At 44.2% G+C, this 24,556-nt stretch carries 17 protein-coding genes; 1 reads left to right on the forward strand and 16 read right to left on the reverse strand.

The features are described from left to right. Positions 1-128: 128 nt before the first annotated feature. The 15 genes from ACZ5V1_RS06415 to ACZ5V1_RS06485 all read right to left on the reverse strand — a co-directional run bounded on the left by ACZ5V1_RS06415 (position 129) and on the right by ACZ5V1_RS06485 (position 20,564). Entirely contained in the window at positions 129-1,421 is a 1,293-nt protein-coding gene (locus tag ACZ5V1_RS06415) for a sensor domain-containing diguanylate cyclase (protein ID WP_464391151.1), read from the reverse strand. Between the two features lie 639 nt (positions 1,422-2,060). Beyond that, positions 2,061-6,239: a DUF748 domain-containing protein gene (locus ACZ5V1_RS06420; protein WP_464391152.1), complete on the reverse strand. Its 4,179-nt coding sequence runs from the start codon at positions 6,237-6,239 to the stop codon at positions 2,061-2,063. 743 nt (positions 6,240-6,982) lie between these two features. After that, the gene (locus ACZ5V1_RS06425; RefSeq protein ID WP_464391153.1) at positions 6,983-7,894 is read right to left on the reverse strand and encodes an SdiA-regulated domain-containing protein; all 912 of its coding nucleotides are present in this window, start codon (positions 7,892-7,894) and stop codon (positions 6,983-6,985) included. Between the two features lie 318 nt (positions 7,895-8,212). Next, positions 8,213-8,377 (reverse strand): hypothetical protein, encoded by a 165-nt coding sequence (locus ACZ5V1_RS06430; protein WP_464391154.1) that lies wholly within the window; start codon positions 8,375-8,377, stop codon positions 8,213-8,215. Between the two features lie 207 nt (positions 8,378-8,584). Further along, on the reverse strand, positions 8,585-8,809 hold the full coding sequence (locus ACZ5V1_RS06435) for a MoaD/ThiS family protein (protein ID WP_464391155.1): 225 nt from the start codon (positions 8,807-8,809) through the stop codon (positions 8,585-8,587). Positions 8,810-8,859: 50 nt separating this feature from the next. Then, entirely contained in the window at positions 8,860-10,797 is a 1,938-nt protein-coding gene (locus tag ACZ5V1_RS06440; RefSeq protein WP_464391156.1) for an aldehyde ferredoxin oxidoreductase family protein, read from the reverse strand. Positions 10,798-10,838: 41 nt separating this feature from the next. Then, positions 10,839-12,143 carry a TRAP transporter large permease gene (locus tag ACZ5V1_RS06445; RefSeq protein ID WP_464391157.1) on the reverse strand — a complete coding sequence of 435 codons (1,305 nt, stop codon included), beginning with the start codon at positions 12,141-12,143 and terminating at the stop codon, positions 10,839-10,841. Next, positions 12,131-12,679: a TRAP transporter small permease gene (locus tag ACZ5V1_RS06450; protein ID WP_464391158.1), complete on the reverse strand. Its 549-nt coding sequence runs from the start codon at positions 12,677-12,679 to the stop codon at positions 12,131-12,133. The genes ACZ5V1_RS06445 and ACZ5V1_RS06450 overlap by 13 nt, the downstream gene beginning before the upstream one ends. A gap of 168 nt (positions 12,680-12,847) precedes the next feature. Then, the gene (gene dctP / locus ACZ5V1_RS06455; RefSeq protein ID WP_464391159.1) at positions 12,848-13,843 is read right to left on the reverse strand and encodes a TRAP transporter substrate-binding protein DctP; all 996 of its coding nucleotides are present in this window, start codon (positions 13,841-13,843) and stop codon (positions 12,848-12,850) included. Between the two features lie 84 nt (positions 13,844-13,927). Then, positions 13,928-15,538, reverse strand: a complete 1,611-nt coding sequence (locus ACZ5V1_RS06460; RefSeq protein ID WP_464391160.1) for an L-serine ammonia-lyase, iron-sulfur-dependent, subunit alpha — start codon at positions 15,536-15,538, stop codon at positions 13,928-13,930. A 61-nt stretch (positions 15,539-15,599) separates the two neighbouring features. Next, positions 15,600-16,976, reverse strand: a complete 1,377-nt coding sequence (locus tag ACZ5V1_RS06465) for an FAD-dependent oxidoreductase (RefSeq protein ID WP_464391161.1) — start codon at positions 16,974-16,976, stop codon at positions 15,600-15,602. Positions 16,977-16,978: 2 nt separating this feature from the next. Beyond that, on the reverse strand, positions 16,979-17,281 hold the full coding sequence (locus ACZ5V1_RS06470; protein ID WP_464391162.1) for a (2Fe-2S)-binding protein: 303 nt from the start codon (positions 17,279-17,281) through the stop codon (positions 16,979-16,981). A gap of 63 nt (positions 17,282-17,344) precedes the next feature. Beyond that, positions 17,345-18,349, reverse strand: a complete 1,005-nt coding sequence (locus ACZ5V1_RS06475) for a proline racemase family protein (protein WP_464391163.1) — start codon at positions 18,347-18,349, stop codon at positions 17,345-17,347. Positions 18,350-18,360: 11 nt separating this feature from the next. Beyond that, the gene (locus ACZ5V1_RS06480) at positions 18,361-19,563 is read right to left on the reverse strand and encodes an NAD(P)/FAD-dependent oxidoreductase (protein ID WP_464391164.1); all 1,203 of its coding nucleotides are present in this window, start codon (positions 19,561-19,563) and stop codon (positions 18,361-18,363) included. Positions 19,564-19,676: 113 nt separating this feature from the next. Continuing rightward, complete coding sequence (locus tag ACZ5V1_RS06485) at positions 19,677-20,564, reverse strand: dihydrodipicolinate synthase family protein (protein WP_464391165.1); 888 nt, start codon at positions 20,562-20,564, stop codon at positions 19,677-19,679. Between the two features lie 480 nt (positions 20,565-21,044). Here ACZ5V1_RS06485 and ACZ5V1_RS06490 point away from each other — a divergent pair, with 480 nt between their 5' ends. Beyond that, positions 21,045-23,021: a sigma-54 interaction domain-containing protein gene (locus ACZ5V1_RS06490; protein WP_464391166.1), complete on the forward strand. Its 1,977-nt coding sequence runs from the start codon at positions 21,045-21,047 to the stop codon at positions 23,019-23,021. 43 nt (positions 23,022-23,064) lie between these two features. Here ACZ5V1_RS06490 and ACZ5V1_RS06495 read toward each other — a convergent pair whose 3' ends face one another. Next, positions 23,065-24,381 carry an OmpP1/FadL family transporter gene (locus ACZ5V1_RS06495; protein WP_464391167.1) on the reverse strand — a complete coding sequence of 439 codons (1,317 nt, stop codon included), beginning with the start codon at positions 24,379-24,381 and terminating at the stop codon, positions 23,065-23,067. Positions 24,382-24,556: the final 175 nt, after the last annotated feature.

Here is a 24,556-nt window from a genome sequence, read left to right on the forward strand (position 1 = left end):
GGCTTCCTAAAAGAAAGAGGGCACTGTGTTCACATTGAATACAGTGCCCTTGTTTATGCAATTTTATGTAAGAATCAGACAACAGGAACGTACTTCTTGTTCGCCTTGTGTACTAACTTAACAACTGATTATTCATCGAAAAAGACAACAGTATTTCGTCCGCTCTCTTTCGCTTTGTAGAGACGCTGATCAGCACTTCGAAGTAGTTCTTCAGTCTCTACATACTCAGAAGTCGCACCGGAAACGCCAATACTTATAGTGCAACGAACAAAGTTGCCAGAGTAGATGGTGTCATTCTCGGCAAAGTTTTTACGTAACCTCTCAGCAACTTGGACTGCTTTATAGCGAGTGGTCTGAGGCAAAAATACTGCAAATTCTTCCCCCCCAACTCTGGCAAACAGGTCATTATCTCTAAGCTGTTCCCTACAAAGCGTAGCAAAGTCACGCAAAACAGCATCGCCTGCTTCATGTCCGTATGTGTCATTAATGCTTTTGAAATTATCTAAATCAATCATCAAAACTGAACACTTTAGACTTTCCTGATGAACATCATCCGTGAGGTATTCAACTCTACGGAAGAATTCTTTTCTATGCAGTGCACCTGTGAGGTCATCTGTAGTGGCCATCCTCAGCAGATATTCTTCTTTGGCTTTACGCTTAGTAATATCATCAATTACCCACAGTACACCTTTGTACAGATTGGCAGGGACATTTCTATCTATGGCCTGACCAGTAAAGGAACACCAGATTGTATTCCCGTCTTGCCTGCGCATTTGATATTCAAATTTTAATGGCTTCCCATGGGCGAGCTCTGGATAAATTGTTTCTCCAAACTCATTGTATTTATCTAAAGAGATATGGAGCTGCCTCATGCTTATACCTTTAAGCTCATCTGGAGACGTATACCCTAAAATATCTGCCAGTGCTTGATTTGCCCGCCGTAAATATCTTCCACCGGTTAAAAGCATTAACCCAACTTTACAGTTGCTAAAAATAAGCTCCAATTCATGCAGAGCATCGGCTAAATCAGTTTCCATTGCCCGACTGAACGTAAGATCCCGCATGGCCGTGGCGCGAAACTTACGACCTTTCAAAGTAACGTTATTCGCTCTGACCTCAGCCGGGAAGAAAGTGCCATCCTTACGTTTGCAGGTAGCAAAGTAGGGTTCGGTAAGCCCCTTGCTTGCATTTTCCTTGGCAACAGAATGTGATTCCTTAGCTAAAAAATCAAACGCAGTAAGGTGCAATAGCTCTTCTGATGTATAGCCCAAAACTTGAACGGCCTCTGCATTTGCAGCAACACATTTCAGGTCTTCATCAAAAATCCCAATAGCCTCAAAGGCCACATCATTAAGAGCTTTTTCTATTTCGAGTTGTTCTTTTAAGTCAGCGATCTGCATTTTGGCTTCTGTCAAATCCATATACTTCCTCAAAAGATAAATTACAGGAGAAAGGGCGGGAAATCATTTTTCAAATTATCCCGTTAGTAGAACTGTGTCCTTTATTGTTTATTGAGCAGTGTTATAGTCGTGATAGCAATAGGTCTAGTCTATTGCACGAAAAGTTGTGGAAGTAGACATCGTGTAGACAAAGCAATGAAACCATTTCTCCACCTTAAAGGTATACATAATGCACGACTCGTACGGCATAAGGTGAGTATAAAATGCTTTAATGGAGCCTGCTGCATTGCAGATTGGCAATGTCCTTCCATCTAGCGATATTGACTATTCTATACATAAAACATAAAGATACATTTTTCACATAATAAGAGAGAGATACAGCATGGTGTTACAAAAGTGTGTCCAGTGTTGTAATGGTATTATAAACAAAAGTGAATTCTACAATTCCACAACAGGCACTTCCATATTTTCTATAATAAAAAACTGCATCACACATATAATCAAAACATTTTTCTGGCTTGTACTAGCAATAATCCTTGGAGTAGGGAGTCTGTTTATGTACGTCCTCTCTACTTTTCAGAATATATAAAAAAAGGCTGCACCCATGTAAATGTGTGCAGCCTTTCTACTTGTCAATGTACAAGCAACCTATGAATGAAGCTACTGTTTTAATTGTAACTGTACAGACGTAGCATGTGAGTCCTGCTTACTTGCTCCCGCCTGAATAGCCTTCACTCGACTCTCCAATTTTGGAGAATTGCTAATAATCACTTTGCGAACAGCTTCAGCTCTATCAAGTGAGAGTTTACGCAATGCTTCATGCGAAGTGTCTACAGAATTTCGAAGATATTCTTCCATCTGTTGCACGGACTGATCGTCGTATCCAAAGACCCCGCCAGGGCGACCGTCATTTTTTCCTTCAGGGGCATTTTCGTACGCCGCCTTAAGAAACTTCTCATAGTTAAATCTTGGAATTGCTGCTGATTCAATATCAATATTTTTCTTTGTGGCGCTCGAAAGGGTGCCGTACCATTCTTTTTTAACAGCCATGCTGAGCGCACGGTCTCTCAATCCCTTCACATCGATCTCTGTATTGTAGTGTCCAAGACATTCAAGGGTAATAGACGTCTTTGTTTTCAATACTGACGCAATCTTAGTGAGCATTTTAATATCTGATTTGGGAACCGATACAGAACCAGGCTTAAAGGTAATGTATTGTGCCTCTTCAGGCGAAACATCGCCAATTAGTGAACCTAACAAGGTAAACGGTGAAACAGCAGCCTTAACGATGATGTTCACCAGAGTTTTTGTAATAATCTGGTTAAGATGGAAGTTCGGATCTTTTAAGTTACCGGTAACTGGCAATGTAAGCGAAATGTTTCCATTTGGTTCTCTCATAAGTGAAAGGCCAAGTTTAATAGGTACAGACGGTGCTTTAGACTGCGCGTTTCTTTCACCGAGCGTAAAATCTTCGAATAAGAGTTTATTTTCAGCATTAAGTTTATTCTGCTGAATTTTTAATTTTACATACGCATTCAGTGAGCCTGTTTTAACAGGGTAAGCAATGTACTTAACGGTATATGGACTAAATTTATCCAGCCCAATATCGTCCAGTTTCAAAATCATGTTAAGCGCAAGCGGCGAGGCCATAGGGTTCACAGTGCCTGTTGCAGATATTTTTCGTCCCTGTAAGGTCGCTGAAAAATTAACCGGTGATGGTTTTCTATTGGATAGACTGAACTGCTTATAGGTCACCGCAATGTTTTCGATATCAAGTACAACTTTAGGAGAAATAGATGCATCTTGAAAAGTTACAGCACCATTCTTAATGGAAATTGCACCAATCGAAATGCCGAACGGTTTCGTTGTAGCTTGAACCGCAGCACCTCTGTTTCGTTTCGGTGCTTTCTGAGCGCCACCGCCTTTAAGCTTCCCTTGAACGGCGCGTGCAAGATTAGTAGACCCGTTCTGTTCTAAGACAACTTTAGTTTCAGGCTTTACGATGGCTATTGACTGAATATTTGCGCTATTTTTTGCAGAATCAAATTCAGCCTTCTTAACAGAAATCTGTTGAACAGAGCCAATATGCTCCTTAACAGAGTTACTGTCCGCTGAAAGATTATTAACGGTAACATCAGCAGCTACCTTAATTTGAGTGTCACCAGCTTCCGGAACAGAAAGTTTCCCCTTGGCCGTGGCATCTACAGTACCTTTGCTGATGGTTACTTCTGAGTACTCATTAATGTATTCTGCGAAATCTGGAATATTAAGGCCTTTAACATTCACATCGCCATCAACCGCAAGTGGAGAGTGAGCAAATGTACCTTTTGCTTTAATGGTGCTCTTTGCATTTACGCCAGTTGAAACAGAAAAAGCAGAAGGCTTGTTGTCTAATGTAATGTCGCTTGCTGTTATCGCAACGTCCTTCAAACTTGTGATGACAGTTTTTTTAAGAGCTGTATCGTGGAGCGTAATTTTACCATTCTTTACTGCTACGCCCTGAATCCGCAATTTCCAAGGGCTACCACCTGAAGCTTTTTTGGGAGCCTTTGTAAGTGGTTTCGCATCGGAAGCGGGAGACTCTGCAACCAGAAGAGAAATGATGTCTATTCCATCCTTACTTCTGGTTATCGTAATATCCGGCCCGAGAAAGCCTATATTACCAATTGCAACAGATTGTTTTTTCAAATCAATATTTGCGCCATCTACCGCGAGAGTCTTCAGGATAATAGGGGCTTTTTTGAAATTTTTCCCTGTCAAAGCAAGATCCTGAAGTTTGATACTACCATTGGCAATATTAACCAAAACTTCAGCTGCCGAACTGGTAGAGACTTGAATATCAGCAGTCGCATTAAGTGCGCCACCACCTATTTGAGCAGGGGTAGCGGCCGCAATGTACGGCATAAACTGAGCGAGTCCTAAATTATTGATGGTTGCTTTTAAGTTGGCGGTTACAGGAGAAAGACTCACACCACCCACTACCTCAATCATTTTTTTCTCACCCACAACAACAGAAACGTCAGCAGAGCTCTTGGATTCTGTTGTTATGTTTTTAACAACGATTTCAATTGGAGCCAGCGTAGTTGAAAATGTGCCAGGAACAGTGCTGTCTTTAAAAAGAACTTTCCCTTTTTTAATAGAGAATGATTCCAGAATAACAGTAAAGGAATGGTCTTTTTCTCCCTCAGGCTTTTTCTCTGCAGTAGGAGTATTTGTTGCATCCTGAACTGGTTCACTTTTCGCTACCGTCTTTGCTTGGTCTTTACTCTTTGCTTGATCTTTACTCTTTGCATCCGCCGGGGGAGCAGGAGACGCACTATCTTTAGTTACAGGCGCTGACTTGGTCGCAGGCTTTGCTTTGCCAGTAGACTTTACTTCGTCTGTAGACTTTTCCTTATCTGAAGACTTTACTTCGTCTTTAGGCTTTACGTTAGGCACTGACTTGTCAGTTACATTTGTAGCTGACTTTGTTGCAGTTTTGGTCGCAGTTTTTGTCGCAGACTTACTCGCGGATTTGGTAGCTGATTTAGTCGCAGGCTTTACTTTGCCAGTAGGCTTTACCTCGTCTGTAGCTTTTACCTTATCTGAAGGCTTTACTTCGTCTGTAGCTTTTACCTTATCTGAAGGCTTTACTTCGTCTGTAGGCTTTGCGTTAGGCACTGACTTGTCAGTTGCCTTTGCAGCTGACTTTGTCGCAGTTTTGGTCGCAGACTTAGTCGCTGATTTGGTCGGTTCTTTTGGGGCTACGTCTACAGAGTCAGCCTTCTGAGGAACAAAATATGTTGCCCAGTTTATTGAATTATCCTTTTGTCTGTGAACTTCAACGTAAGGCGAATCAATTTCTATACTCTCAAGAAAAACTTTTCTCTCTGCCAAAGAAAAATCTTTAAGCTTAAGAGTAAAATGAGGAATAGATAAAACTTCAGCCTTATCTTTTTTCGTTAAAGCAAGATTCTTAAGCTCTACAACACCATCTACATGCAAATCTATAGGCTTATTAACAGGACGACTAAATCCAAGGTTAACAGAAATTTTCATGTCACCGGAGGTCAAAGCAACAGGAGACTCGATAGGGAAATATCGCCAGTACCTAGCAAGGGGAATCTCGTCTGTAGCAAAAGAAAACTTCGTTAAAAGATTGTTTGAAAACGGATAGGTTGATCCATCGAGATCAAAAGGTGTGCCGTTGATAAGCATGGAGAGTTTAGGTGTTACCGCTTCGTCAAAATCACTTTCAAACGAAGAAGCAAGCGGAACAGCAAGAGAAAGTTTACTGATAGTCTGAACTGCGTCTTCTTTCTCATCATTAAATACGATATCGCCATTTTCCAGAATTAGGTTCAGAACCTTAAACGGGAAAATACGTTGATCTTTCTTCTCTTCATCAGGATCAGGCGTTTTTGCAGCTTCAGCTGCCAACTGGGCTTGATGCTCTAAAATGTCATCAATAGAAAGGCTATCATCTTTGTAGCGAGTGATATCTATTTTGGGCTCAACAATTCGTACATGAGAGACAATTGGAGCAAGCGCCAAAATAGATTTAGCAGATAATTGTGCTTCAAAAGTAGTAAGAGAGAATAGGTTACCATTACCATCTTTCTTTTCAATGGCTATCTTATCGAAGACTACGCGCAATGTAAGAGGATTCAGACGTACTTTTTCGATAGTAACCTTACGTTGAATCAACGGTGGGAGCTGTTCTTCCAACTGCCACTTTGCGACAGGCGCAATGACAAGAAATCCTACAAGGACATACAACAGGAAAAGTGAAAGCAGAGTTCCTATAGTGATAGTTGTAATCTTACGCGGTCTCGTTGCAACGAAAAATTTCCAGTTCATTGTAGCCTCTTAGTGCAAAAGTAAAGGCTGGGCTATGAAGAGCTGTTTAAGCAGATTAGCAGCTCTTTTCTTCATAGTTACGCCAAGTTCTGATTACATTGGTCGAAAAGTGGCATTCCTAATTGGTTCATGTAAAAAGATCAATCAGCAATGATGATGCGCCATGACAAATCTTAACCTGAAACAAAGTGAACAGCCAACAGATAACTACCTGACGATGGGAAGAAACTCCCTGTTTTCATCAGGTAGAGAACATAGGTGTCCAGCATTTTGTCACTATCCGCCGTATTATATTTATGTATAATTTTTGCTGGGTTGACAAATATACAGTGTCAAAAGGTGGAACCCGCATCACAGTTTTGCGAATCATCTAGTAATCAAAAAAAAGCCTCTCCATACTCCGAAAAAGTATGGCAGAGGCTTTTTTGAATTAAACGACATAAATATTCTTTTACCATTAAGAATGACTGAAAAGATAAACTTAAAACCCAAAGATCTCTTGTTAACGCAGTATGCTGGTAGACTGAGACAAGCGTTTTAAAATATTATCCATTGCATGAGCATCTAAGGATATCTCACGAAACCTCACGAATTCATAAGTCTGCTTTGCAACCAAAAGGCATTCAAAGGAAAACAAGAAAGAAACATGATGAGTCTATACAAAAAAATGTCCGTCCTCATAGCATATGAGAACGGACATTTTATATATGAATTTGTGCGCCAAGCTTATGATGTAAAACTCGTTATGGAGAGGTTTTAATAAATCGGTAAAATAGGTTCGGTTCGCTGATTATGTAAAGATTACCTTGCGCATCAAGTGTAACACCTTCTGCCTGTGGAATGTCTTCATGCAAACCATTAAAGCCTGCTTCCAAATCGAAATAGCTGATTGCACGGCCATCGTTGTTTACCTCAGCAAGTAATTTTGCTTCGTCGCTTAACAAGAGGAGGTGGCCTGTTTTTGCATCAAAATGTAAGCCAGATAAGTCATCAAGATTAAAATCGTTGATATCGATATGAGCCGGCACACCAACAGCGACACCTCGTGTTCCTTCTACCAACCCTGACACCGAAATTAATTTTAATGGATTACGTTCCTGCACGGCATAAATCACTTTTGTTTTTGCATCAAAAGCAAGCCCTTCAAGCCCATTATTATCTGAACCACCTTGCTTGAGTGTAATAAAACGCAAGTTCTTACGGTCCAGGGTTTTTGTCTGAGCATTAATCGGTGCAACCACAATGGAAAAATCCCTCTCGTCAGCGATGACGAACGTGTTGTTACCAACATAAGCAATAGCTTCGGTATCAGAAAAATTCTCTAAAAGAATCCTCCTCACCGGTGCAAACGTCATATCCAGCTCTATAAGTTCTTGAGGTTGATTTGTAACGATCCATAGTGTGTTATTGTCATAATCGTATGTAATTCCCGATACGTTCTTATCCACATCTTGAATTTGCAATGCCTGCACATCAACACGGTAATCTGGCAGCCAAATCGCGTTTTCTCTTTGTTCATCGGAAGCATGCCATTCCATCCAGCGATAATAAGCCTTGTCATCCCAGTCGAACCAATAACTAAGGCATACTAAAACCAAAACAATTGTAGCAGAAATGATCAATATGCTTTTACAGCATTTTCGTTTTTGATACATACGTAAGGCCCTTAATATGAAGACAAATTCTCGCCACATAAAGAGAAAAGGAGTAGTTGAAAAATAGAGAATGCATTCAGAAAGGGGGGAGCTTCAATTTTTCTACGATTCTAGTGCTCGTCGAATCGCCCTCTATGCATTCCAACAACACGTCCATTTTCTGGATCGATAATTATTTAAGGCGGCTTGTTGTTGACCGTCATCTAGATTTCATAGTTTGCCCAACCATCATAGCATGTAACATGCCTTTGCATATGAACCCTTTTTTTGAATTCTCCGCAACCGCTATGGCTTCTCGCAAACTTATCTTAACCGTTTTTAACAAACTGTATCTATTAGTAATCCGAAAAAGGATACTGTGAATATTTTCGAAGTACCAACGGTAATCACATCTCCGGTGACAGAGGAACAATCAACACGCAGAATTTCATCATCACAAATAAGAGTTACTTCAATACCATTGTTGGCAAAGGTTAACCCCATCGCGATACCCGCTGCTTGGGCAAGAAAAAAGACCTTCGTTTTGTTCTACGAAGGTCATAATGCTTAGTGATGCTTGCTCAAGCATTACTGGAACATTACCGATTTGAAATGTTAGAAAATGAAAGGGTGATTAGGAGCAATAATTGTGGCGATTTTTACTGCTAGTAAACCATTATTCAACCAACAGTTAAAGTAACGGATTAACACCTAGCCACCACCCATTCTAGGATAAATGACTAGGTTATCGTGTGGGTTAAGCTCGGTACTTAGTAAACAAAGCTTCCCGTTCACAATAGCCATTATTCCATGCTTCTTTTTCGTAATATCCGCCCGCTCAAGTGTCTCTGCAATTGTCCATCCTTGCTCAATAGTTATTGCGACAGGCTCTTTCGGCCAAGAGGGAAGACCCTTGCATATGATTGTTACAGGCATATTCACTCCAAAAAAATCCCGCAATTTAAAAAACTGCGGGATTAAGGTACTTAAATATTAAGTTGGTCTGCAATCCAGTCTAAGCGTAGGCGTGAATAAGTTTCGCGGGTTGGATTCCCTGTGGATTCATCCCAACCACTTTGTTTATAGTATTCACTAAGAGCACTTTCAAATTCATCTTTTTCAAGACAAAGTCCTTTTGTGGGACCACTGGACAACGGCGATTTGAAAAACTTTTTCGGTAAGGTATCCCGCTCACGTCCGATACCCTCACGAGCATTAAATGCACGCATCATATTCAACCTGCGTTCTCCGACATCAAGTTGTTCCTGCACTGAAACATCCCAGCCTGTGACCGCTTTAAACAAAGCTGTTACATCACTTGCCCCATACAATTCCCACGAGGGTCCCCATGCGAACTGGCAAATACAAAGGCTATCCATAAAGGAGAAATATCGCTGCGTAACACATGTGTAGCGTACTTTTTCCGGCCCTAGATCATACTCTGGCGTACCTTTTTCTAAACCGACTTCAGCAAGACGGTTCTTAAAGTCCGCAAAGTCATCTCCCTCATAAAAAGGATCATGTTCATGACTTTGATGATCACTGCCAAACGGATTTGTTGCATAAACCAATGCAAGACTACGTTTAAGCTGCGGCATATGGGCAGGAGTCTCCATGCCTTTACTTGTGATAAGAAACTCGTGTCCAAAACCAAGAGCACTGGCTGCCTTTTCTGAACCTTCAGAAAGCGTTGCACCAAATCCGCTGCAAAGCGCTATCTGACGTGTTAATTCGACCATTGCATGCCCGTTGCCAAATGTAAGCTCAAGCCCACCAGTCATGTCTTTTGTCAGCAAACCGGCCTCATAGCATTCCATTGCCCACGCAATTGTGGCGCCACAAGAAATTGTATCGACCCCGTATGCATTGCAAAGCTGGTTTGCGGCAGCAACCGCAGGCATGCTGGAGACTCCGCAATACGAACCGAAGGTGGCAATACTTTCGTACTCAGGTCCCCCATAAACCGGATCTACTTTAAAATCTTCATCATCAATTTTAAGCACCGGCTTGCAGCGAATAATACAGCCGAAACAAGTATCACGTCCTTGGGAATCCTGTTTACCTTCTTCATGTCCGCGGCGGTATTCATCCCACATTTTTTGACCGGAAATGCCTTCCCAGCCTTCATCAAACACACCATTGTTAAAGTTGTGGGTTGGAAGCCCACCACATTCCTGATGTTCTTCAATAATGGATGCCGTGCCGTATTTCCCCAGCCCTTCGACCATACTGTCAGGAAGTCGCCTTGCGCCTTCTTTTGCCAAGGCTTTAACCCCAGTGACATCCATAACCGCAGGGCGTTTTTTACCGCGAACTGCAATAGCACGCAGGTTCTTGCTGCCCATCACCGCGCCCATTCCGGTTCTACCGTTGGCGCGGTTGGCATTATTGATGATTGCAGCAAAGCGCACCAGTTTTTCTCCGGCAGGACCACACTGAGCAATCTTAATTTTTTCGTCACCAAGCTCGGAACGAATAATTTTTTCAACCTCTGCAGTCTCTTTACCCCATAAGTTACAGGCATCATGAAGTTCTGGTTTTCCATCAATGATAGATAGATACACAGGTGACTCTGCCTTACCGGATATGATGATTGCATCGAACCCTGCAAATTTTAATTCCGCAGGGAAAAAACCACCGCTCTGACTGTCACCGATACAACCAGTAAGTGGAGATTTGGCAGTAACGGTAAGACGACTAAGGCCAGAAACTGCAACACCGGTTGTAACCCCTACAGAAAAGCATAGCAGATTTTCCGGAGACAGTGGTTCTACGCCTGCACGCATCTCTGTAAGCATGTAATGCATATTTAATGCACTTCCGCCCATGTATTGCCGATAAAACGCCTCTGGCTGTTCATCAGCTGCGAGGGTCCGCGTAGTCAAATTAACTTTTAGAATTTTCCCTGTGTATCCATACGCCATAACTCACTCCTCATAAAAAGCGCAAACAAGATGTTTTCTCTCTAAAAAGTTACACCAAGCAGATAGCGAGGCAGGAATAGAGACAAGTCTGACCAGTAGGTGGTCAAAATCAACGTTGGTAACCATGCAAAGAGGATCATATAAAAAGTTGGTGAAAGCATCTGTGTAACCTTACAGCAGGCAACGCGAGCACCAAGGTACAGCATCGGTGCTGTAGGAGGAGTAACAAGCCCCATACCAAGGTTAACACCAAGAATTGCGGCAAACTGTACAGGATGAATACCAAGATGGGTCACAACCGGTAGTAACACTGGTGTACAGAGCAACGTTCCGCTTGTGTCATCCATAAGCATACCAATGATGATCATAAAAACGTTAACCATAAGAAGCATCACAAGCTTGTTGTCTGAAACAGATTGCAGGAAGGTGAGAATCGCTCCCGGAAGATCTTCCATAACGTAAATGCGGCTTAAAATCATAACAACAAACAACATGCACATTACAACGCCGGAGGTAACTGAAGTACGCACCAGCACTTGAGTAAAATTATCCTTCTTCAGCCCTTTGTAGACCCAAAAGCCAACAGGGATGGAGTAGAGCACTGCAATGCCGGAAGCTTCAGTCGGCGTCATAACACCGGCGTAGATACCACCAAGCACAATAACAGGCATGAGGAGGGCAGGAGCAGCGCCACCAGTTCGAGATCCCATTTCTTTAAGTTTATCTGCCAAAGAGCTTGGCTCGGCCAGAATCATGCCTTTCTGATTGCGCAATAACACAGCGTTAACAATGCAAAGAAGAACAGTGAGCATAATACCAGGGCCAACAGTAGCAAGGAAGCAGCTGAGTACAGACTGATAGGAAATCCATGCATAGATAATCTGGATACAGCTTGGTGGAATAAGCAATCCCAATGGGCAAGCGTTAACCAGCAATGCAGCAGCAAGCCCTTCCGGATAATTTGCCTTTTTCATCTCTGGAAGCATCACAGCGCCGATGCAGGAGAGAGTGGCGGCAGCAGCGCCTGAGATGGAGCCAAAAATTGCGCTGGCACATACAGCAACGGTTCCAAGCCCGCTTTTTCTATCCCCGATCAAAATTTTGATCAGATCTACAAGCGGTTTTGCAATTTTCCCTTTTTCCATAAGCCCGCCCGCCATAATAAACAGCGGTACAGCAAGCAGGGCTACGGTGTTCATTTTACTGTATCCAACAGGAATCAGGGAAGTGATATTGTAATCACCAGTAAACACCATCCACATGATTGTGGCCGTAAAACAGAAAGGCACAGGAATGCCAATAAGCAATGTACCGATAAGAATTCCGATTGAGATTAGGACTTCCATTCTGTGCACTCCTCTGCGTCTGAAATGAGATATTCTTTACGACTGATGCGTTGCCAAGCTTTAACAGCGTGAACCGCAGCATATAGTGTCATAAGTGCAAAGCCGAGGAAGATCGCACTTTGCGGAACCAGAATAGGAATTCCCCAGCCCATGGTGTGCCCCATAAACTTGAACTGCCAGTACACCAATGACCAGCTCCAGTAAGCAATGTTCGCAGCGAGAAAAAGTTCCAGAGACCGAGCGAAAAGGTTAATATACGCAGCGAGTTTAGGGCGAGTGTCTATTAGTGCCACTTGAATAATGTCAGCTTTAATTTGGCTGTCTTCATAGCTGCCGTATGCAGCACCAATGAAGTACATCCAAAAAGCAACAATCATTACAAGTTCGTCATAAGCGAACAAATCAATCTGCAAAACGTAACGCATAAACACAACACAGCTGATAATGAAAACAACAAGCAAGCTTGTTACTATAAGAATAGCCCGTTCAATTTTTAGTAATCCATCATATATGTATTTTAGAATGTTATAGATCATCAATAAAACTCCTGCCTGTAACAGTAACTGGTGGCTAAAGAACGGCAGATCAGCTGCTGCATCGAGTATGGCAACGCCCAGAAGATTCTGGACAACGAGTACAGTGCATTCTCAGGCCGGTATTTCTGTAAATATTGCCCCTCCCTTTACCAGAGAGGGGCATAACATTTAGATTTCACCAAGGTCTTTACGTACAGCAGTAAAGAGTTCTTCACCGTAGAGTTTGTAGAGTTGAGGCCAGATTTTTTCGTGGAAGAAATCAGACATAGCCTGAGCCTGCTCAGGAGTCGGACGCATAACAGTCAATCCAGCTTCTTCCATTTTGTTCAGGTAGTAGTTGTCCTGCTGTTCAGCAATTGCATAGCTTTCAGCAGCAGCTTTTTTAAAGATATCGCGTACGATAGGACCGTCAGCACCAAGCTTCTGATATGCATCTTTACCCATGATAAAAGCGTTACATTCTACAAAGTTATTGTAGGCAATGTAGTATTTCTGCACATCTTTAAAAGTAAGGTAGTTAACGTCAGGAGTACCGCCAATCCAGCCATCACAAACACCTGTCTGCATTGCGCTATAGATATCTGCCCAGTTGATGGTTGTTGTACGGAAATTCATTTCTTTACCGGAAATCTGGAACACTTTCATTGGTGGCACACGAATAAGAATGCCTTTATCGCTGGTAGGAATAAACGGATCTTTCGGTTCAACTTTACTACCTACACCAATAAGACCGATTACGTTAAAGCCGAAAAACTCGATGTTTTTATCAGCAAGAATACGTTTGAAAATGTTGCTGAAATTGGAGTCATACGAAAAGACTTTCGGGATATCTTCGTAGCTTTTTACAATGTATGGAATGCAATGTGATTCAAGTCGAATGTCGTATTCGCTTGGAAGGTTAACCTGTCCCATATCAACAGAGCCACGCATGATGTCCTGAAAAAGTAATGTGTAATCCCCAAGCTGATCAGCAGGGAAAACTTTGATTTTAACGCGTCCGTCTGTCTGCTTTTGAACATCCTTTGCAGCCTGATAAAGCAACTGGGTAGAAGGGTGTTCTTCCGGATAGTGACCGGCAAAATTAAGTGTAACTGCAAAAGATGATGTCGCCATAAAGGAGAGCATAACCAGTGCTGCTGTTGCCAAAGTTAGAAAACGCCTCATGATTTCCTCCACATGTAATGATTGAAATGGAATGACCAATAAAAAAGCAAGTATCTAAACTGGTAACCGACTACTAAGATGTAGCTAGCTATTGGAACCTGAAGACGAGACAAACGTTTCGGATAAACGCTGTGCAGTAGGGGTTTGAGCAAGGCCACCAAGCCCGGTGCAACGTAACTGCAAAGGGATGTAGCTTACGACTTCGTGCATGGCAGTAATGGTTTCATCCAGCGGAATAACATTGGTAAAACCAGCTGTTGCCATGCCGGAGCACGCCAACGCATTAACAGCGGCCATGATGTTTCGCCCCATACATGGAAATTCAACGCGATCGCATATGGTGTCACACACAAGCCCAAGCATGTTTTGGAGCGCAAGGGCAGCGGCATCTACAGCCTGCTGTGCTGTGCCACCTGAAAGTTGTACAAGGGCAGCTGCAGCCATGGCACTGCCGGAACCACATTCGACCTGACATCCACCTTCCTCTCCGGCAAAAGTGGCTTTATCTGCAATAAATACCCCAATGATTCCCGCAGCCAATAAGGCTTTAGCCACCTCTTCCGACGAAGCCTCAAGCTCATGAGCAGCAGCCCATACAGCACCGCCAAGCACACCACAGGCTCCGGCTGTGGGGGCTGCAACAATAACTTCCATTGCGCTTTTGCAATCCATAAGCGCAGCCACATAGGAAATTATTCGTTGCATCGCACCCCCAATCAACGGATTTCCAGCAAGGGAGAGGGCAAGCGGTGCTTGTGACTGCAAGATTCTGTCAGCATAGCTCGTTCCGCTTACACCTATAAAAATGCCTTTCTCCATAATGCCTGCAAGGTGCCCCATCATTTCGAGTAATTGCTCTTGAGATAGACGGCTACGGGCGCATTCGTATTTGCTTGCCAGTTCATACAGTGACAACCCTGATGCGCCTTCTTGCTCAAGCATCTCTTTTGCGGTTCGAAACGGTAATTCGTTGGTATTGGCTAAGACCGGCATGACCGGAGAAATGAACAGACTGCAATGTGAAGCGGTTACATTTGCAAGATCAGCCCGCTGCTGCACGGTGAAAGGGTGGGTACTTTCAAGCACGTGCAACATGCCTGAGCGGCTTTTAGAGAAAGTAGCCTTTTGGAGTGATGGAATTTTTTCTTGTAATTTCTTGAGGGCAAGACTCTTAGGACAATCGCAAAAAAGTAGTGCGACGTAAGTATCACCACGAAGATTCACTGATGCGCCCTCTATAGATTGAATCTCGATAGCGCCACCGCCAAGGGAAACTGCTTCGAGCGTGATTTTTGAGGTTTCCTCTTGGATTGAACCCTCTTTATCCCATGCATTTTCTTCGACAGTAATGAGGTATGTATTCGGGGATGTCGTTGGAATATCATCCACAATAAAACGAACTGGAATACCAAGTTCTGCCGCGCGAGCTTGAGCATCTGGAAGCAGTGCACTATCTGGAGCGTAACCAAGCAGGCCGCCCACAAACCCCATAGCCGAGCCTTGACCGTCATAGCTGTACGCAAGTGCTTCCTTGCTATCAAAGGTAACAGAAGCAGACAGGGGGGCACCGTTAACACAATCCCGTGCAATGAGTCCTATGCGAAGAGCTGCTGCCACATGCGAACTGGAACAGCCACGCATTACAGGACCTATTACTTCGTTAAAAATACTTACAGGTGTAGCGGATTCGGACATGAAAGGACTCCTTGCAGCATTATCGGGTTACCGGCGGTTACATCAGTCAGCAAACCAGTGCCTACAAATCAAGATCAGAAAGTTCTCCAAGTGGAATCGGAAAAATAGGTGCTTGGATTTTGAGCGGCGTAATAAGATCATGATCTACGCCACGCTCCTCCGCTATCAGCTCCAAAATTGCGTGTTCACACATTCGCCCCTGACATTGCCCCATACCACTGCGGGACTGAGCTTTCACACCATCCGGCGTTAGGCTTCCGTTACGAATATATTCGCGCAAAGTGCCAACGGTAAGCTCCTCACATCGACAAACAATCGTATCATCTGATGGAGATAATGCTGAAAGAGACGGGCAAAAATATTGATCGAGCAAGGGCTGAGCAATCCGAACACGTGTTAGCAGCCTGTTCGCATGTTCTGCTTGGTCATCACGTTCTTTACGCGAGATAAATGCCGTTTTGTGACATACATCCAGCGCAGCAAGAGTACCCAAGGCAGCAGCAGCCTCTGCCCCAAGAACACCAGCACCATCACCGACGATACGAACTCCGACCTGCGAACTTTCTCCCCATTGGGTCGTGCGTGGTGTCCAGCACCTGAGAAGCGGGTTCCAGTCATGAATACATCCGGCAAGTCGTGACAGTCTGGTGTCTGGGATAACACCTTCATGAAGAAGTACAGTTGCCGCAGAAAGCTGTTTGTTTTGTCCCTTAGAGGCAAAGGAGACGCTTAACTCATCAGAGTCTTGCGATATTGTGATGTTACTTACACCGGAGAAATGCGGGATACGAGAACGAAGGATATTCCCCATCATGCCTGCTCCCTTAGCAAAATAAAGAGGTCGGGAGAGTGCTAAAGGAAAACGAAGGCTTGCCCGTAACAAGTTTTGAGAATCTGAAGTGCAGAGCATTCCGCGAACTTCCACACCAAGCTTTGTCAGGTGCAAAGCAGATTGCAGTAGAAGGGGGCCATTGCCGCACAAAACGACAGGACCATCCGGAATAACGCCAGAGTTTTTCAACAATAAATCGGCAGCACCTGCCCCCATCACGCCGGGAAGAGTCCACCCTTCAACCGGTGCAGGACGTTCAAGTGCTCCGGTTGCAATAATGATTGTATCTGCATGGAGTGCAGACGAAACACCATTCCGACTTACATACACAATCCCCGTGTCGATTCCCCATACGGTTGTGTCAGAACACACACTCGCAGGACATGCCCTGAACTCTTGAGCAAGGCGTGCGCCTTTAGAAAAATCTTTGCCAAGAAACGCCTGCAATTCCAAAGAGACGTTCTCAACATTGCGGTAAATTTGCCCGCCAATATTTGGAGAGCGGTCAACAACAAGCACGGATGCGTTGTTACGACTCGCTGCAATAGCAGCACTCATGCCTGCCGGACCTGCACCAATAATTATGATGTCCCAATGTTCTTGCATAACTATTCCTGACGTGACGTAATTTTCGGCGCACCGAGCTGCCGCTTGATGTTCATTCCATCTTCAACCGTAATGAGGCATCCCTGCATGTTCGGAGTACCGTCAATCTCAACAAGACATTCAAAGCAGACGCCCATATGACAAAATGGAGCACGCTCTTCATCACTGATCGGTGTTGTGCGTATGTGCGAACTGCCAGCCAGCATAACAGCGGCAGCAACAGTTATTCCTGACGGTACGAGCACAGACGTTCCTTCAAATAAAATGGAGACTGTCTCGTTCGGTTGAAAAGCAAGTGTAGGCATTAATCCACTCCGATGACCAAAGGCATAGTTCAAGCTTCTAAAAAGTGATCTTTCCTGAACGCATTAGCAGACGTGAAAACCGTCTTTTAGTGGATCTTCAGGGTCAATCATAAGCTCAAGTTTACCGATGACATGAGCCGAACCGGTTACTTCAGGAACGCCGCCTTTGCAGTCTCCCACAGTTACAGGCTCAACAATGCGTGCTGTGAACTGAGTTCCGATAAAACTTTCGTGAATAAAGTTCTGGTTCAACGCAAGATCGCCAGTGGAGAAGAGGGATGCAACGCGGGCGGAAGTGCCAGTACCGCAAGGGGAGCGGTCAACAGAATCAGGAAGAAAGAGAACGCAATTTCTGAAATCTGCTTTCGGATCATCAGGCTTACTAAAAAATTGAACGTGGGTGATGATGTTGATGAATGGCTGCTCAGGGTGCACAAAATCAACCGCATTCCGTACTGCGTCACCGACTTTACCCGCTGCAAAGATAATGGAGTCGAGATTGCCGGAACGAAGATCAAGATTAAAGTCATCTGCATCAACTATAATGTAGGTATTGCCGCCAAAAGCTACGTCATAAGCCACATTACCAAAGCCTTCGACCTCCACATTGCCGGAACAGTAATGAAAGGAGGGGACGTTGCGGAAAGTAACGCTGTCCACATGGCCATCAGTAATTTGTGCTCTTGTGCGGATAAGACCAGCGGGAGTATCAATATTCACTTCGGTAACGCCTTCAGTCATTGGTACAATGCCGGATTCCAACATGGCTGTAACACTGCCGATGGTGCTGTGACCGCACATTGGCATGTGACCTGCGGCATCAATAAAAAGTACCCCCATGTGTGCATCCGGATGGCAAGGTTCGACAAACATCGTGCCGGACATATTACGATGACCGCGTGGCTCCCACATAACGGCTGTGCGGATCCAGTCCAGATTTTGCTCAGCATAGGCCATTTTTTCTGCCATGGTCTCACCTTCAATCTCTGGAAGTCCGCCCACAATGTTACGAGTAGGATTGCCTGCTGTGTGGGTATCTATTGTTTTAAAGATATGGCTGGATCTCATGCGAGTTCTCCTTACTTATCTGAAGCTGAAAAGCGATTAAGTGTAAGCGGGGCGATATCAAAAACTGGAGTTTTTCCTTCCAGAATATCTGCCATTAGCTGACCTGTGATGAGCGATAAACCAATGCCGTTGCCCTCGTGGCCGGAAGCAACGTACATACCTGAAATACGGGTATCTGAAATAATGGGTTTTCCATCCGGTGTGGCAGGGCGTACGCCAGCATAAGAACGTATGACTTTTGCCTGACGATAAGCAGGGAAGAAATGAGTCGCACGTTGAGCAATGGTTCGCATTACAGCGGCATCCGGCTTGCTGTTCATTCCAACAAATCTGCGGCTGCTGCCTATGAGTACGGTGTCCGATTCAGTAGGCTCTGTTACAAAGGCAACACCATATGCTTCCATTTCCGGAGTGGCAGAAAGGCGCTTTCTGCCACCTTTTGCTGCTACGTATCCAAACTCTGCATAGTTTTTACCGACTAAGGACTGAACACGCTCTGTCACGAGGATTTGTCCCTGTCTCGGGCGGATAGGAACGTCGAGCCCCACCATATTTCCAAGCTCCGGCGTCCATGCACCGCAGGCTAGAACAACATTGGGAGTTGTAATAGTGCCCTGTGAGGTGCGAACCGCTGTTACTTTTTCATTCTGAAGTGAAATTCCAGTAACAGATGTTTGCGGATAAATTTTTGCTCCGTATTCCTGAGCTCGATACATAAGTCCGAAGGTGAGTCGCATCGGGTTAAGCTTAGAATCTCCCGTAAAGTTAATACAGGCGAGTACGCGGTCTGCAATGTTCGGCTCGTGAAGACGTAGCTCCTTCTGATCCCATAAAGTAACGGGTGCCCCTTCTTTAAGCTTCCCTTCATAATTACTAATGGCGGCTTCCATGTCGCGCTCATCATCTATGAGCAAACCGAGCCCTTCTGGCTCAAAATGAATGTCATACGGTAGATCGGGGGCAATTTTGGGAAAAAGCTCAAGCCCTGCGTAGCACAACTTACTAAAATATCCCGGAGGGCTATCGTAAGTGGCGACGTGTCCGTCACAGCGCTTACTTGTTTCGCAAGGAAATTCGCCGCGTTCTACAATGGCGACATCCTTTCCCTGCTTCGCAAGATAGTAAGCGATGGCGCTGCCAATGGCTCCGCCGCCAATGACTACGACTTCTGCACTTGTATGTTTTTGCATTCCGGCAACATGTGACATGTTCATGTATCCACCATATTAGTTTGCTAACAATTATCGCCAGCGTCTCTGGGATTCATTTGGGAGGCGGGTTCGCCGGAGCGAACCCATTTCGGAACGTATATCGTAGTACTATGTTGTTAGCGCAATGGTTTTGCATCGAGAATGGCTTTAATTTCAGCCTTCTCTGCGTCATTAAGAGGTAGTCGTGGTACCCGACAGAAAGCGCCGCACTGACCTTGTAAGTCCATTGCATATTTGGCGACTTGCCAAAGCTTTCCGGAGCCCTCGAGGTAACGAAGTAATGGAAGAACATCCCGATAAATATTCCACGCTGCATCAACATCTTTTTCTTTGTTCACAAGGTCGAACAACTGAGCTGAAAGGGCAGGGGCAACGTTAGCGAGAACTGAAACCCAACCCTGTGCGCCCACAAGAAAGGATTCAAACGCCATGTCTTCCCATCCGCAGAAAGGAATAATGCCATCTTCTAATTTATCTTTAAGCAACGTGAGGCGTTTAATATCACCTGTAGATTCTTTGATGTATTCCATGTGCGGAAGCTGTGAAATACGCTCAACCGTTTCAAACTCAAGATCTACGCCAGAGCTCCAAGGGTTGTTGTAGACCATGACGGGTAAAGAGACATTCTCAGATATCAGCTTAAAGTATTCGTATGCTTCTTCTTGATTAAGGTGCAGTCCCGGAGGCACCAGACACATAACGCCATCTGCTCCGACGGTATGCGCGTGTTTACATAATTCAAGTACGGTCTCTACATTTTGTGAAACAGTACCAATACATACAGGCACACGTCCTGCTGCGGTTTTAACTGCAAATTCCGCAAAATCTTTACGCTCTTGCAGCGTCAAAGCTGCAAACTCGCCCGTAGCACCAACAGGAAGTAACCCGTGAATTCTGGATTCAATATACCAGTTGATATTGCTGCGCGCGCCTTCGTAGTTAATTGCGCCATCTTCAGTAAACGGCGTGGTCATAACAACAAATACGCCATGTAGTTCAGCCATTATGCGCTCCTTAGAGGTTGGTTCAAAAAGAGATTCTCTCTTGGCAGCATTAGTACTGGTGGAGTGCATACCCATTTAGAGAAGCTCTGTTAGCATTGTGATTTTGCCATTGCAGTAGATATGCCAACACAAAAAACAGCGAAGGAGAATAGACAGCAAACCGTTGCTGCTGCAAGTTGTTTATAAGAAATTGTGTGGCTAAACAGTTAGTTAGAAGTGCCAGAAAGGAGGTAAGAAATGAGATATGTGAGCAAATGTGTAGCGTAACAGTACAGTTAAAACAATTACTTGTCCTAGTTGTACTGCTTTGCTACAGGTGACTATGTTTAAATTTTTAATAATTGGACATAGGGCACAATTTCTCGATAACTGACATGAAAAAAAACTTAATATTTACTGAGCATTAAGAATACCAAAACAATGATTGAACAACATTCACGGCAGTTGTAGCGAAACGAAACAACAAGGTAGGGCTCTGACATGAACAGGGAAAAGGGACGACGGGAAGTACAGCAAAAAATTCGTACAGCATGGGCTAATTTTATTGACGAAAGCCCGTTTGATCATGATGCGGTACAACCTCACATCCTACATTCATGGGAGATTAGTAAGGAGAACTGTATTGATCCGAATGTACCTCCGGTAACACGTGTTCTTCCAACACATGAACTGAATGATCTATTAACAGAACACGAGTTTTTCCTAAACGCAGCCGATCCTGTATTGCAGATGGTAGAAATTTCTATTCGCGGGACTGGTTTTATAGCGAGTCTTGCCGCTGCACCGGGGCTTTTACTTAAAGTATTAGGCGATGCCCCCGTTCTATCCCATGCCGAAACCCGCTACAACGTCCCGGGCGCTCTACGTATGGTGGAAGAGGTTGGTGGAAGTGCGCTCACCATGTCTATGATTGAGAATAAACCTGTTCAGATAAGTGGCTGTGAACATTTCAATAAATATTTCCATGGATGGACGTGCTCATCAGCACCAATCCATGACGAAATGGAAGAAGTTGTCGGCTCTTTAACTGTTTCAGGTCACATGCCCAATAAACAAAAACATACATTAGCACTTGTAACTGCTGCCGCGGCGACGATCTCTACACGCCTTCGTGAATCGCGCCTTATGATCAGCCAGCAGCGCCTTGGCTCCATGCTCACCTCCATCTATAATTCCTTATCTGACGGGCTGCTCGCAATTGATAATGAAATGTATATTACGCACGCCAACATCCACATGCTGGACATATTAGGTCTACGCGAAGGGATGCTTGTGGGAGAACATATAGAAAAGATCATTCACCCAGATGACAAAGGGCGCATGAAGGCATTGCTTACTAGCGGGTTATCAGAATCCCTAGAAGTACGTCTGGTTGGCGCAAAAGGCGTACAGCAACACATGTGCCGCATTTTACCCACAAAACTCCAAAGCGGTGAAACTGTTGGGATGACTTTGACAATTACCGCCCGTAGCCAAATGATCAACATTGCACAGCAGGTAGGGGGTAACTATGCCAAATATAATTTCAGCGATATAAAGGGAGAACATCCTGCGATGCAGCATCAAGTATCCCTTGCAAAGCGTGCAGCAGGGACAAATTCCCGCATTTTACTCACAGGCGAAAGTGGTACAGGTAAGGAGCTTTTTGCGCAGGCAATCCACAACAGCAGTTTAAAACGCAATGGCCCCTTTGTTGCTATTTCTTGTGCAGCTATTCCGCGCGATTTGATTGAATCAGAATTATTCGGCTATGTCGGTGGTGCTTTCACCGGAGCACGACAAAAGGGCATGGTGGGAAAATTTGAGCTCGCAAATGCAGGGACCCTTTTTCTGGATGAAATTAACAGCTTGCCGCTGGACATGCAGGCAAAACTACTCCGAGCCTTACAGCAGCGAGAGATCATTCGTATAGGAGATACGAAACCAACGCCGATCAATGCACGTATTATTGCCGCAACGAACATAGATTTATACGAGGCTGTGCAACAAGGCGAATTTAGAGAAGATTTATACTACCGATTAAATGTGGTGGAATTAACAGTTCCACCGTTACGTGAGAGAAAAGAAGATATACCGATGCTGGCAAATCATATTTTGAAACGCCAAAGCCGTGAGGTAGGTTTTCCTGTTCCAGAGCTTTCTCCGGAAACAATCAGCGTACTTTCTGAATATCGTTGGCCGGGAAACGTTCGAGAGCTGGATAACGTATGCGAACGCGCATTGCTTGTTGCTTCCGGCAAGACAATTGTACCTAAACACCTACCCGAAAGCATTTTGCCACGCGCTGAAGAAAACGTAGGGTTGAGTAGCATGTCCGTACAAGACATGTATTCGCAGCTTATTAAGCGATCTATGATTGTAAATAACGGCAACTTAAGCAAGGTAGCTAAGGAGCTTGGTGTTGCAAGAACAACACTATATCGCAATATGAAAAAATTTGGGCTGATGGAAGAATAGGGTCAAGCAATTGCATCCCTCAAGTACTACATGAAGTGATGAATTAAAATTTCCACTGCATGTTAACCGCAACATATTGAATATGATTTGTATTGTATTCACCTTTTAATGGACCGGTTAGCGGGCCACCTTCGCGGTTAATTTTAGCTTTGCCGGCATCAAGGTATTCATAAGCGACACCTAAGGTTACATCCTCATCTACTTCATATTGAATGCCTGTCGCTACACGGATTTGCCGATCCAATGGCAATATGGGCGATCGGTTGCTCTCCGAACACGGAGACGTGTCATACGCTGCGCCAATTGACCATATCCATTGTTCTGCAATGCGGCCTCGAAAACCTAACGCAAAATGCCATGTGTCAGTGTAATTCAGGTCAATAGTTGCATCAGAAACATTGGTGTCTTCGATTGAAGTTTCTAGCACACCAAACTCTTTCCAGTTCTGCCAACTTACACTCCCCATGACTGCCCAACGCGGCGTGAAGTCATAATGCAGACTAAAAGAAATGGCCTGTGGAACTGTAAAAGTTATATCAAGATCTTTACCAAGCAACCCGCTATTTACTAGTTCTTGCTGAAAGATAGAGCCAAGTCCAGAAAGTGATATGGCATCGTCAAACTTTAATCGAATAGGGGTTCGATATGTTAACCCTGTTCGTACTTTTGGAGTGATTTTATAAAACAGGCCAACATTACCACCAACGCCTGTGGTTGTAGCATCAGCTTTTAATTCGCCATCAGCGGCAGAACTCTCTAACGGAAGATTATTTACAGCAGTCTTCATTAAAAGCTTCGCAACAAGAACATTAAGCCCTAATCCCACAGCAAAAGAATCTGTAACGTTAGCCCCCATACTTACAGTTGCACCAGCTGTTAAAAGAGAAGCCTCTTTTACGTAATACCTCCCACTCCAGTCATCATCGTAGTTGAGCCCTAGTCCAAAATATGATCCCATACCTATACCCAACCACACAGAGTCATTCAATTTATCTGCATAGCTAAAGCTTGCTGCAGGCATTATCCCGCCAGCGTTACCGCCGTCACCGCCTCCAAAGCCACTTTCCTGAGTGGAAAATTGTGTATCAATAAACAAAGCCTGAAGCCCGGCCATTAACTGCGGACGGTCAAGGTTTGTCATAGCAGCAGGGTTAGTGATCGCTACAGAAGCATCCAGTGCCGTTGCATCACGACCAGCAGCAGCAACGCCTAAGTCCGGTGTGCCTATTTCATAAAGCCATACTCCACCAGCTTCGGCAGAGTTTGGAGCGCTGAATAACAAAATTAGAATCCATACAAATACGAGATGCCACACGCAACACCTATGCAGTAACATCCAAATGTTATTCTCTTCTTGCATAGCTCCGCCTTCAAAATATTTTTTTAAGATAATATCCTAATATGATGAAATATTTTTACTCTTTTATACATTACAGAACGATTATATTCATCTTTTCGTCTCTCCATCACAACCCACAGCAGAAGCAGAATTCTCAAAGAAAAAACACACAGATATAATGCCAACTATACCAATT

The organism is Halodesulfovibrio oceani subsp. galateae, from assembly GCF_055397225.1.